Annotated in this window: 7 protein-coding genes; 2 read left to right on the top strand and 5 right to left on the bottom strand. The window is 76.2% G+C overall.

Translation table 11 applies throughout. The features are described from left to right. Nucleotides 1-8: 8 nt before the first annotated feature. Nucleotides 9-665: a hypothetical protein gene (locus VGI02_RS03655; RefSeq protein WP_331625898.1), complete on the bottom strand. Its 657-nt coding sequence runs from the start codon at nucleotides 663-665 to the stop codon at nucleotides 9-11. 194 nt (nucleotides 666-859) lie between these two features. Here VGI02_RS03655 and VGI02_RS03650 point away from each other — a divergent pair, with 194 nt between their 5' ends. Next, a complete protein-coding gene (locus tag VGI02_RS03650; protein ID WP_331625897.1) occupies nucleotides 860-2,425 on the top strand; it encodes a carboxylesterase/lipase family protein in 1,566 nt (521 codons plus the stop codon). 36 nt (nucleotides 2,426-2,461) lie between these two features. After that, nucleotides 2,462-3,199 (top strand): pentapeptide repeat-containing protein, encoded by a 738-nt coding sequence (locus VGI02_RS03645; RefSeq protein ID WP_331625896.1) that lies wholly within the window; start codon nucleotides 2,462-2,464, stop codon nucleotides 3,197-3,199. A gap of 13 nt (nucleotides 3,200-3,212) precedes the next feature. On the opposite strand, the gene VGI02_RS03640 is transcribed toward VGI02_RS03645, so the two are convergent. Genes VGI02_RS03640 through VGI02_RS03625 form a run of 4 tightly spaced genes read right to left on the bottom strand, consistent with a single transcriptional unit; the run spans nucleotide 3,213 to nucleotide 12,180 of the window. After that, nucleotides 3,213-3,467: a hypothetical protein gene (locus VGI02_RS03640; protein WP_331625895.1), complete on the bottom strand. Its 255-nt coding sequence runs from the start codon at nucleotides 3,465-3,467 to the stop codon at nucleotides 3,213-3,215. 54 nt (nucleotides 3,468-3,521) lie between these two features. After that, nucleotides 3,522-5,387: an exodeoxyribonuclease V subunit alpha gene (gene recD, locus VGI02_RS03635; protein WP_331625894.1), complete on the bottom strand. Its 1,866-nt coding sequence runs from the start codon at nucleotides 5,385-5,387 to the stop codon at nucleotides 3,522-3,524. Then, complete coding sequence (locus tag VGI02_RS03630; RefSeq protein WP_331625893.1) at nucleotides 5,384-8,761, bottom strand: UvrD-helicase domain-containing protein; 3,378 nt, start codon at nucleotides 8,759-8,761, stop codon at nucleotides 5,384-5,386. The genes recD and VGI02_RS03630 overlap by 4 nt, the downstream gene beginning before the upstream one ends. Continuing rightward, nucleotides 8,758-12,180 carry an exodeoxyribonuclease V subunit gamma gene (locus tag VGI02_RS03625; RefSeq protein WP_331625892.1) on the bottom strand — a complete coding sequence of 1,141 codons (3,423 nt, stop codon included), beginning with the start codon at nucleotides 12,178-12,180 and terminating at the stop codon, nucleotides 8,758-8,760. The genes VGI02_RS03630 and VGI02_RS03625 overlap by 4 nt, the downstream gene beginning before the upstream one ends. Between the last annotated feature and the right edge of the window lie 7 nt (nucleotides 12,181-12,187).

Below are 12,187 nucleotides of genomic sequence, written 5' to 3'. Positions count from 1 at the left end.
GGCAGGAGTCAGTTCGGCGGGGCGGCGAGGAGGTCGATGGCGGCGCCGAGGTCACCGGCCCACGGCTCGGGCCGGTCGCGGGCCGCGGCGCGCTCCAGGCGGTCGCGCTGCGGCCGGGCCCGCGCCCACCCGAGGACCTCCGGGTCCACCCGGGCGCCGTAGTGGGCGTCGATGACGAGCTCGGCGAGGTGGTGGTCGGCGCTCGCGGTGTCCTTGTACTCCCAGATGCCGAGCAGGCGGCCCGCGCCGTCACCGAGGCCGGAGGCGTCGTCGAGGAACGACGCGGCGGTGGCGACGGGCAGCACGGCCACCGGGCCGGGATGGCGGTCGAGGAGGGCGACCCACAGCGTGTCGACGAAGTCCCGCACCGCGGCCCGCTCGGAGGTCGTCCACCCGTTCCAGAACGTCGCGATGCGGGAGAGCACCGAGTGCAGGTCGACGCGGTCGTCGCTGACCACCGCCCGGAGCAACCACGGGGTGAGCGCGCGGACGTCGTCGGGGGCACCGATGGTCTCGCCGAGCCCGAGGGCGAGCGCCAGCGGATCGGCCTCCGCCAGCACCACGGGTCCCTGGCGGGGCGTGAGGCTCTCCAGGACGTCGCGGGCCTGATGGGCGACGAAGGCGGCCTCGACCTGCCACAACGCCGACGCCACCTCCGCTTCCACGAGCCGATTGTCTGGGCTGACAAGGGGACACGCGCCACTGATCGGGCACTCTCTACTCGATGGTGTCACTCTTCGTGTTCTCGCGTACGGCCGAGCGGGCAACGGCGTCGCGCCCGGTCGGAGGTGCGGCTCGCGGTCGTCGAAAGCGCCACACCGGCGGGCATGCGTCCCGGGCACGGAGCACAGTGACGGGCGTGGACGGGAGCCGAACGGACGAGAGCACGGGCACGGAGATCAAGACGACGGCCGGGATCCTGCGCGGGCACGCGGGGCGCGGGGTGCACGTCTGGCGCGGGATCCGGTACGCGGCGCCGCCGGTCGGGTCCCGCCGCCTGCGGGCCCCGGAACCGCCGGAGTCCTGGGAGGGCGTGCGGGAGGCGGTGACGTTCGGGCCCGTGCCGCCCCAGGAGCGGGTCGGCGAGTTCGTCGGCGCGGGCAAGCACACCCCGATGGCCGAGGACTGCCTGACGCTGAACGTCGTCGCGCCGTCGGCGCCCGCCGAGAGCCCGCGCCCGGTGATGGTCTGGTTCTACGGCGGGGCGTTCGTCCTCGGCGCCTCGTCGGCCCCCACCTACCGGGGGCACGACCTCGCGCGCGACGGCGACGTCGTCTACGTCAGCGTCAACTACCGGCTGGGCGCGCTCGGCTACCTGGACTTCTCCTCGTTCTCCACGCCCGAGCGGTCCTTCGACACCAACCTGGGCCTGCGCGACCAGATCGCGGCGCTGCGCTGGGTGCAGGACAACATCGCGGCGTTCGGCGGAGACCCGGACAACGTCACGATCTTCGGGGAGTCCGCGGGCGCCATCTCGGTGACCACCCTCATGACGGTGCCTGCCGCGCGCGGGCTCTTCCACCGCGCGATCGCGGAGAGCTCCGCGCCCGGGCTCGCGTGGTCCGCGGAGCGTGCGGGCGGCTGGGCCCGCCAGTACGTCCGGGCGCTGGCCGACGTGAACGGCATCCCGGTGCCCGGCGTCGACCGGGAGCCGCTGCCCGCGGGCACGGCGGCGCGACTGCTCGACGCGGCGTCGACCGAGGACCTGCTCGCCGCCTCCGGCCGGATGCGCCACGCCACCGACGACACGCCGGGCGTCCTGCTCACCGCCCCGACAGTGGACGGCGACGTCCTGCCCGAGGCACCCCTCGACGCCTTCGCCGCCGGCCGCAGCCACCCGGTCCCGCTGATCATCGGCACCAACGACACCGAGGGACGGCTCTTCGAGCTCCCCGGCCTCCGGCTCGACCTGCTCGTGTCCGACGAGCGCGCCGACGCACTGTTCGCGGCGACCCAGCCCGAGGTGGGTGAGCAGGTCCTCGCGGCCTACCGCGGCACGCCGCACCGCAAGGACCTCGGCGGCGACTACATGTTCTGGTACCCGTCGGTGCAGGTCATGGAGTCGCACGCCGCGGCGGGCCATGCGGTGTACGCGTACCGCTTCGACCTCGCCCCACGACTCCTGCGACTGCTCGGGCTGCGCGCCACGCACGGCACCGAGATCTATCCGGTGTTCGGGCTCGCCGACTCCCGCGCGGGCCGGGTGCTGACGATGCTGGGCGGCCGGCGGGCGCTGCGCGCGCTCTCGGCGCGGATGCAGCGCGAGTGGACGTCGTTCGCGCACGACGGGGCTCCCGCCGGGTTCTGGCCGCGCTACACCGCCGATGCCCGCTTGACGCGGATCCTCGACACGACCGACCGGATCGAGAGCGACCCGCGGCGGGAACGCAGGCTCGCGTGGCGGGGGTTCCGCGGCTACCGGTGATCACCCGCCGTCGTCGCTGCTGCAAGGCTGGACGGCGTGGACGACGGAGCACGACGCCCGGGCGCGGACGAGGTGGCGGCCCTGCTCGCCGCGGGCGAGCCCGTCGAGGACGCCGACCTCTCCGGACTCGACCTGCGGACACCGCTCGACGGGGCCCGCGACGCGGTGCTGCGGCGCTGCTCGGCGGACGAGCCCGACCTGCACGGCATCGACCTGAGCGGCGCCACGTTCGAGGCCTGCCGCTTCCCGGGCGTGGACCTGCGGGCCGCGACGCTCGACGGGGCCCACGTGCGCGGCGGGACCTGGTCGGGCGCGGTGATCATCGACGCGGACCTCACCGATGCGGTCGTCGAGGCGGCCGACCTCTCCCGCATCCGGCTCACCGGCTCACTGCTCACCGAGACCCGCTTCACCGACTGCCGCATGATCGGGGCCGACCTCTCGGGCCTGCGCGGGCTCGCCGTCACCTACCACCTCGACGGGTCGAACCTGGGCCTGGCGAACCTGCAGGACGTCGTGTGGCGCGGGGTGACCCTGCGCGGGCTGGACCTCTCCGAGGCCGACCTGCGCGGAGCGGACCTGCGCGACGCCACGCTCGTCGACTGCACGCTGCGCGACGTCGATCTCGCCCACACCCGCCTGGCCGGCGCCGACCTGCGGGGCGCCGACCTCGGCGAGCTCACCGAGCACGCCCCCCGGACCCTGCGCGGCGCGGTCATCAGCGAGGCGCAGGCCGCCGACGTGTGCCGCGCGCTCGGGGTCGTCGTCGGGTAGGTGGCCTGCGGCCCTATGAGGCCGAGCCACCTGCGCCCCGGCGCATCCGGCCGAGCACGTAGAGCGTGATCGCCGCGGACGCGACCGTCACGACCGCGAAGACGATCCCGAGGATCACTTCGTCGATCACCAGGAAGAAGACGATCGTGACGAACAGCGACAGGACGGTACCGATGGTGCCGATCCCGACATTGAGCTTCAGCTCGCTCTGCTTCTCGGGCGTGCTGTCCGGCAGCGCCGAGGGATTGCGGGCCTGGGAGGGGTCCATGGCAGGAATAGATACCCGACCGGAGGGTCGTCAGTCACCGCCCCCCGCCGAACGTCACCGTGCGGGTGCCGCGCTCCGGCGCGCGAATCCGGACGCCCGGCTCACGGGGCGCTCGATGGCGGCGCGCACCGCCTCCGCCGACCCGACCACGCGCACCCGGGTCCGCGCCCGGGTCACCGCGGTGTAGAGCAGCTCCCGGGTCAGCAGCGGCGACTCCGGAGGGGGCAGCAGGACGCTGACCCGCGCGTACTGGCTGCCCTGGGCCCGGTGCACCGTCATCGCGTGCACGGTCTCGACCGACCCGAGCAGCGCAGGCGCCCGCTCCAGCGCCCGGCCACCCCGGCTGAACACGGCCACCAGGCGCCCGGCGCGCTCGACGGCGACCCCGGTGTCGCCGTTGTAGAGGCCCGCGTCGCGATCGTTCCGGGTGACGAGCAGCGGGCGGCCGGGCCACCATTCCGCCCCCGCCTCCAGGTCCGCATCGACCCCGCCGTCCTCGGAGAGCCACCGCTGGACCTGGCGGGCCCAGCGCGACACCCCGTAGGACCCGCGGCGGTGGGCGCACAGCAGGCGGTGCTCCTCGCCCTTCTCCAGCGCGGTCTCGGCCTCGCCCCGGCGGGCCGCCTCCGCCACCTCCCGCGTCCCGGCGACGACCTCCTCGCGCATGGCCGCCAGTCCCGCGGGATCCCGCTGCGTGAGGTCGACCGACTCGAGGAAGTCCAGCGACGAGGCCGTGCGCAGGCACTCCAGGGTGGCGTCGGCGTCGCCGGACCGGATGGCGGCGGCGAGGGCGGCGATGTCGGCGTTGTTGCGGTAGTTGCGGTCGAGGCGCACGACGCCGTTCGCGCCGGGCCGGGCCGTGCACCCGGCCGCTTCGAGGGCGGCGTCGAGGGCCTCGGTACCGACCCCGGAGCCCAGGTCCGGCGCCGACACCAGGTCGCCCAGGACGGCGCCCGCCTCCACGGAGGCGAGCTGGTCGGGGTCGCCGACGAGGACGACCCGGGCGTCGTCGCGGACCGCCTCGAGCAGCCGCGCCATGAGGGTCAGCGACACCATCGAGGTCTCGTCGACGACGACGACGTCGACGGGGAGCCGCCGGGTCCGGTCGTGGCGGAACCGCGAGGTCGAGTCGGGCCGGGAGCCGAGCAGCCGGTGGATCGTGGAGGCCTCCGGCGTCCCGACCCGCGCGCGGTCGGCGACGGGGAGCCGCTCCTCGCCGATAGCCTCCCCGAGCCGGGCCGCGGCCTTGCCGGTCGGCGCCGCGAGGGCGATCCGCAGGGTCGGGTCCTGGTCGCGCAGCACGGCGAGGAGCCGGGCGACCGTCGTCGTCTTGCCGGTACCGGGACCACCCGCGACGACGGCCGTCCACCGCAGTGTCGCGACGGCGCAGGCCAGACGCTGCCGGTCGTCGGCGCCGACGTCGCCGAACAGGCGGTCCAGCGCGGCGCCCAGGCGCTCGTGGTCCACGGCGGGTGGTGCCGCCACGGCGCGGGCGGTCAGGTCGTCGCGGACCTGGTCCTCCTGGCGGCGGTAGCGGTCCAGCCACAGCAGGCCGTCGTCGAGACGCAGCGGACCGCCCGGCTTCGTGAGCGGGCTCGCGGCCAGGGCGGCCTCCCACGCGTCCGGTTCCGGCCAGGCGAGGTCGTCGGTGGCGACGAGCGCGTCGTCCTCGCCGAGCACCCGGCGGTCGACGTCGGCGAGGTCGAGGCACACCGACCCGGCGCGCAGCGCCCGCACGGTCAGCGCCGCGGCCAGGAGCACCTGCTCGTCGGTCTCCCCGCCGAGGCGGGCGAGGCGGCGCGCCACGGCGATGTCGGCGGGCCCGAGCACACCGCGGGCACCGAACTCGGCGAGCAGCCCCGTCGCGCGGACGGCGTACCGGACGCCGTCCTCGGACGCGAGCTCGGGCAGCAGGGTCACGGGGTCCTCCCGGCGAGCAGGTCGGAGAGGGCGACGAGCAGCGCGGGCGGCGGGGACCAGCGGAACACCCCGCAGGTGGTGCCGTCGACGACCGGGGTGTCCGGGCCGCACATGCCCCGCAGGAACAGGTAGGCGACGCCACCGAGGTGGGTCCCGGGGTCGTAGCCCGGCAGCCGCCAGCGCAGGAACCGGTGCAGCGCGACCCCGTACAGCAGCGCCTGCAGCGGGTAGTGCGCGCGGATCATCGCGGTGGTCATCTGGGCCGGGCCGTAGTGGGCGCTGGTGAGCCGGTCGCCCGCCGAGTCGTCCAGCGGCATCGGCCCGAGCCAGTTCGTCTTGTGGTCGACGATCACGAACCGCCCGTCGGGGGCGCGCAGGACCGCGTCGATGCTGCCGGTGAGGTACCCGCGCAGGACCTGGCCCGAGATCGCCTCCAGCGCCTCCGGATAGCCCACCAGCGGGTCGTCGGCCGGCAGGTGCACGCGCAGCAGTGCGGCGGCGCGGCCGAGGGTGACCGTCTCCCGGGCGGGTGCCCGGTCTCCCCCCGCCAGCGGCAGCTCGAAGTCCAGCTCGGCGAGCCGGTCTCGGGGCGCGATGTCGGCGTAGGTCCACGCCGGCGCGTCGGCGGGCCGGTCGACGGGCGTGCGGACGACCGGCTCCAGGGCGACGGCGAGCTCGGTGGCGGTCACCCCGGCGAGCGGGCGGCGGACCAGCTGCTCGCCCGCGGCCTCGGCGAGGGCGGCGCCGAGGTCGCCCGCGGCGGTGTCGACGGTCTCCAGCACGGAGTGAACGAGCACCCCGAACGCCGCCCCGAACGGCAGATCGGCCATCGGTGAGGGCAGTGCCGCCGCGTCCGGGGCCGGGTCCACCTCGAGGTCGGCCTCGTCGGTGACCGTGGACTCCTCGGGCTCGGACGTGGCGGGCTCGGGCACGCCGCCGTGGGCGGCGTGAGCGTCCGCCGTCAATGAGGAGTACGACGACCGGCGCCAGGCCAGATCCAGCTCCCGGTCGAACCGGGCGACGTCGAGCCGGCCGTACCGGGCGGCCGCGGGCACGTAGTGCAGCGCCTCGCGGGCGGCGACCGGCTCCACGGCCACGTGCGGACCGGCGTACGCGGCGAGCTCGGCCCACACCGTGGTGTCGTCGGTGATGCTGACGAACGGGTCGGGTTCGAATCCCGGCGACCGGTCCCGGGTGCGCAGCACCCGGTTCAGCGCCGACGACGCGGTCTGCGACGACGGGGACCACCACGCCACCACCTGGCCCTGCGCCCGGGTGAGCGCCACGTAGAGCAGCCGCAGGTCCTCGCCGTCGTCCTCGTCGCGCTGGGCGCGGCAGTGGTCGGCCCACTCCGGATCCCCGGGCCCCCCGACCGCGCGGACCCGTCGCCCCGCCTCGTCGTGGTGGAGCACCTCGCGGGGTTCGCCGGGCACCCACCGGTCCCAGCCGAACGGCACGTACACGACCGGGAACTCCAAGCCCTTGCACTTGTGGACGGTCAGGACCTGCACGGCGTCGGTGTCGGACTCCAGCCGCCGGGTGCGTTCCGGGCGGGACTCGCCGCGCCGGTTCTCGCTCTCGACGATGCGCAGGCGCAGCCACTCGGTGAGCGCGACCGCCCCGAGGCGCTGGGCCGCCGCTTCGGCGTGCAGCACCTGCCCGACGTGGCGCACGTCGGTGAGCAGCCGCTCCCCGCCGACGGTGCCGAGCACGCGACGGACCAGGTCGTGACGCACGGACGCGACCTCGAGCATCGCGGCGACCCCGCGGTCGCGCAGCACCGCGCCCCAGCGGCGCAGGTCCTCGCCGACCTCGGCGAGCACGGCGTCGGGGTCGGCGTCGAGGTCCGCCGCCCGCCTCCCGACGAAGCAGGTCAGTGCGGCCGCCCGCACCCGGGCGCCCCGGCCGGGCTGCTCGATCGCCTCCAGCAGCGTCAGCCACTCCCGCGCGGCGTCCGTGGCGAAGACGCTCGCCGCGCCGGCGAGGACGGCGGGCACCCCGGCCCCGGCGAGCGCCTCGCGCACCAGGTCGGCCTGCGCGTTGGTGCGCACGAGCACCGCGACGTCGCCCGGACCCAGCGCCCGGCCGTCCCAGGTCGAGTCCGCGGCGAGCAGGGCGCTGACGTCGGCGGTGAGGTCCTCGGCGACCCGCGCCCGGGCCGGGCCGATCTCGGGCAGCCCGGTGCGCCAGTTCGCCCGCAGGCCCTTCCGGGGCACGACCCGCAGCCGGAACGGCGTGCCGTCGGGCGCGCCGGCCAGGCGGGGGCCCTGGTGGGCCGCGGCGACCGGGTGCACGATGATCCGCCCGTCGCCGAGCGCGGCGCCGCCGACGACGCCGTCGAGGGCGGCCAGCAGGCCCGCGTCGCTGCGGTGGTTGGTGGCGAGGGTGGCGCGGGCGCCCGCCGTCTCCGCCGCGGCGAGGTAGGAGACGACGTCCGCTCCCCGGAAGGCGTAGATCGCCTGCTTCGGGTCGCCGATCACGGTGAGCGCGCAGTGCCCGTGGAACGCGACCCGCAGGATGTCCCACTGGATCGGGTCGGTGTCCTGGAACTCGTCGACCAGCACGACCCGGTAGCGGGCCCGCAGCCGGTCGCACGCGGCGCCGCCGAGACGCGGGTCGACGAGCGCCGCGTGCGACCGGGTGAGCATGTCGTCGAAGGTGAACAGCCGTCGGGTCCGCTTGCGCCGGTCGACCTCCTCACGCACCGCCACCGCGAACCGGGACCGGGCGTCCGCCTCCCCGGTGGTGGCGCCCGCCGCGGGCGCGATGACCGCCGTGGGGTCGGCCACGGCGGCCCGCCCGAGCGCGAGCGCGGTGGCGCGGTCGAACGGCGGGGTGGGCGCCTGGTCGGGGGCGTAGGCGCGGACGTAGAAGTCGTCGACGACCTCGGTGACCACGTCGTCGATCTGCTCGACGAACCGCGCGTCGGCGTCGGTGTCCCCGGCCACCCCGAGCCCGGCGAGCATGTCCTGGCAGAACTGGTGGGTCGTGGCGATCGTGGCCTCGTCGAAGTGCGCGAGGGCGCGCGCGAGACGACCACGACGGCGGGCCCGTTCGTCGTCGTCCACCCCGACGATCGACGCGGTCACCGCGTCGGTCCCCGGGTCGCCCCCGGCGAGCGCCCGCTCGACGGCGACCAGCCGCTCGCGGACCCGTTCCCGCAGCTCCCGGGTGGCCTCGCGGCCGAACGTGACGAGCATGAGCTCCGAGAGCGGTACACCGGCCTCGGCCACGTACCGGGCCGCGAGCGCGGCGATCGTGTACGTCTTGCCGGTCCCGGCGCTGGCCTCGAGCACCGTCGTGCCGCTCGGCAGCGGCCCGAGGACGTCGAAGGGCACCGCGGTCCCGGCCGTGTCCGTCGTCGGCGCGCTCACCGGTAGTGCTCCTCGTGTCCGGACTCCGCCTCGCGCAGCGGACGCCAGAGCCGCACCGCGAGCTCCCCGAAGCGCGTCGACTCGCCGCCCGCGTCCGGACCCGGACCGGTCGGGGCGCCCGCCACGTCGTCGAGCGTGCGGTCCCGGCCCCAGATGAGCACGTGCGCGGCGTCGCGCCCGTCGCCGAAGTCGCCCGTCCAGGAGCGGCGGGCCGCGTCGAAGGACTGCCGGGTGGTCTTGCGCGGCCGGTCGGAGACGTAGCGCTCGGAGGACTTCGGGAAGAGCGGCAGCGGCTCGCGCAGCCCCTCGGCGCGCAGCGCGACGAGGTCGGCGAGCACGGCGCGGGCGTGCTCGGGGTCGATCCGTGGCACCGTCTCGGTGCGCGGGCCCTCCTGGCCCTTGCCGATGGTCGCCGAGGACCACGCCTCGTCCGGGTGCGCCACGGCCAGCGCCAGCAGCTGCACCCAGGCGGCGGCCCGGTGCTTCGCGCCGAGCCGGGAGAAGGTGACCGAGGCGAGCGTCGTCCCGCGGACGCCGGGGACCGTCCCGACCACGGTGGTGGCGTCGTCGAGGGCCGCGGAGATCGTGAGATCGCGTGCGGGCGCCGCCCACAGCGGTGTCGCCGTCCGGACGAGATCCTCGGCCTGGCGCCCGATCGAACGGACCAGCCGCAGCCCGAGGGCTCCTGGCGGGAGGGTCCCGCGGCGGCGTTCGGCCTCGATGCACGCGGTGACACCGTGCCCGGCGAGCCGGTCGGTCAGCAGCCGATCCCCGATCGCCCACTTCGCGAGGCCGTCCGGGTCGACCGGGAGGGCTTCGTCGGGCTCGTCCTCCTCGCCCCGCGGGATCAGTGACAGGCGCTGACGCAGGAACGCCTTCACCGGGTGCTCGACGAACCGCACCAGGTCGACGAGATCGACCTCCTCGGGGCCGGCCGACGCCGGGAGCGGGCCGTCGAGGAAGCGCGGGGGCGTCGCGCGGCCGGACAGCAACGCGCGGGCGCCGGCCAGCTGGGAGGCGTCGAAGCTGAACGGCCGTCCGGCGTGGGTGCTGAACTCGGCCGCGGCGAACGGCTGGAGCGGGTGGCGGTGCACGACGTGGGCGCGCGCGGGGCCGCCGTCGATCGACGCGGTCCGGTCGAGGGTGTCGAGCAGCTCCCCGATCGGGACGGCGGGCGGGCGGGGGGCGTTGGTGCGCTCGTCGGCGCCCGAGTGCACGACGACCAGCCGTTCGGTCGCGGCGAGGATCGCGTCGAGCAGCAGCTGGCGGTCCTCCGCGGCCGCGTCGCGCTCGCCCACGCAGGGATTCCGGGCGAGCACGTCGTCGCCGTCGGTGCGGGTCTCGCGGGGGAACACCTGGTCGTCGAGCCCGAGCAGGCACACCACGCGGTGGGGGACGCTGCGCATCGGCAGCAGGGTGGCGACGGTGAGCGTGCCGGTGCGGAAGTTCGCCCGGGTGGGCCGGCCCGCGAGGTGGTCGGACAGCACCGCGCGGACGTCGTGCAGCGTCAGCGCCGGGCGCTCCTCACCGGATCCGCTGCCCGATCCCCGGACCTCGGCGAGCACCGCCCGGGTCTGCGTGAGCTGCCAGACGTCGGCCTGCGGGGTCGCGGTCAGCGCGTCCACGGCGAGCGTCAGCGCGTCGAGCCACGCGCCAAGGGGCTGTTCTCCGGTGAACCCACCCCCGTCGCTGCGCTCGCCCTTGTATACGGCCCCGTCGCTGCGCTCGCCCTTGTATCCGGCCCCGTCGCTGCGCTCGCCCTTCATCCTGTCGAGCACCTCACCGACCCGGTCGACCAGCTCCGCAAGCCGCCCCACCAGGTCGGCGTCGCGGGAGTCGACCTCGTCGAGGGGCAGTGCGGTGTCGAGCCAGACCTGCTCGTCGCCGGACATCGCCACGCCGAGGAGCAGCCGGTCGAGCCCGCGCTCCCAGGTGTTGTCCGCGACCTTCCCGAGCCGGTAGGCGGCCCGGTGGGACCGGTCGAGACCCCACCGCACCCCCGCGTGGGCGACCAGCGTCCGCAGCCGCTCGAGGTCGTCGTCGTCGAACCGGAAGCGGCGGCGAACCGGCCCGGTCTCCGCGAGGTCGAGCAGCTCGCTCGCGGTCAGCCGGGCGTCGGCGAGCTCCAGCACCGTGCCGAGCACGCCGAGCAGGGGGTTGACCTGGGTGAGGGCGCGGTCGGCGAGCCGGACCTGCAGCTGGTGCCCCGGGTGCTCGCCCTCGCCCGCGCCCCCGAAGGCGGCCGTGATCAGCGGGGCGAAGGTCTCGACGTCGGGGCACATCACGACGACGTCGCGCGGCTCCAGCGTGGGGTCGTCGGCGAGCAGGCCGAGCACCGCCTCGCGCAGCACCTCCACCTGCCGGTCCGGCCCGTGGCACGAGTGCACGACGACGCTCTCGTCGCCCGGGCGCTCCGCGAGGACCGGCGCGCGGTCGTGGCGCAGGTCGTCCTGCAGCCGCTCCAGCAGCGTCGAGGGCGGGCACGCCGGCGCCGGGTGGTGCACGTCGACGACGGCACAGCCGCCGCGCCCGGGGACGGGCAGGCGCAGCTGCAGCTCGCGGGCGTCGCGCGCGAGCGAGCGCAGCAGCGGGTGGGCGGCGGTGTCGGCCGTCGGGTCGTCCCGGCGGCGGCGCGCTCCGGCGCCTCCCGCGTCGCTCACCGCGTCCCACAGCGCCGGCGACGGGTGCGGCAGCCACAGGTGCACCTCGCGGGTGCTGGCGAGGGCCTCGAGGACCTCCAGGTGGGCCGAGGCGAGACGCGTCGGGCCGAACACCGACAGCCGCGCCGGGAGGTCCCCGTCGCCGCCCGCCAGGGCCAGGCAGTGCGCCGGGAGCGTCTCCGCGGGTCCGGGGACCCCGAGGCGGTCCCGCAGGCGACGCCACAGCTCCGACTGCCAGCGCAGGTCGGCCGGGACCTCGCCGCCCGCGCCGTCGTCGTCCTCCTTCGCCGCCCAGGCCCGCAGCATGGCGGGACGGTGATCGCCGTAGGAGTCGAAGAGCCGGGCGAGGTGGCGGGCCGCGGCGAACCGCCTGCCCGCCCGGGTGCCCGAGGCGTCGCCGACCACGCCGAGGTAGGTGCCCAACGGCGCGCACCAGTCCTCGCCCGCGCAGGCGTCGATCACCCCGAGCAGCGGCCAGACGAGGCGCTCGGGCCGCCACGGGTCGTCCTCGGCGCGTCCCCGGGCGCGGGCCACGAGCTCGGCGGGCGACGGGAACTCCACGCGGGCGCACACCCCGTCCTCGCCGAGGCCGGCCCCGAGGCGGTGGGCGAGGCGCTGGGCGAGCCAGCGCTCCACCCCCCGGGTCGGCACCGCGACGACGTCGGCCGCGAAGGGATCCTCCGGGGGCGTGACGAGCACGTCGGCCAGCGCCTCGGCCAACCGGTCGGCGCGCTCGGCGCGGTGCACGTGGAGCGTCACGTCGCTG

This window comes from Actinomycetospora sp. (assembly GCF_036497245.1).
GTDB lineage: Bacteria > Actinomycetota > Actinomycetes > Mycobacteriales > Pseudonocardiaceae > Actinomycetospora.
The sequence above is the reverse complement of the archived record's forward strand: the minus strand, read 5'-3'. Positions and strand labels throughout refer to the sequence as shown.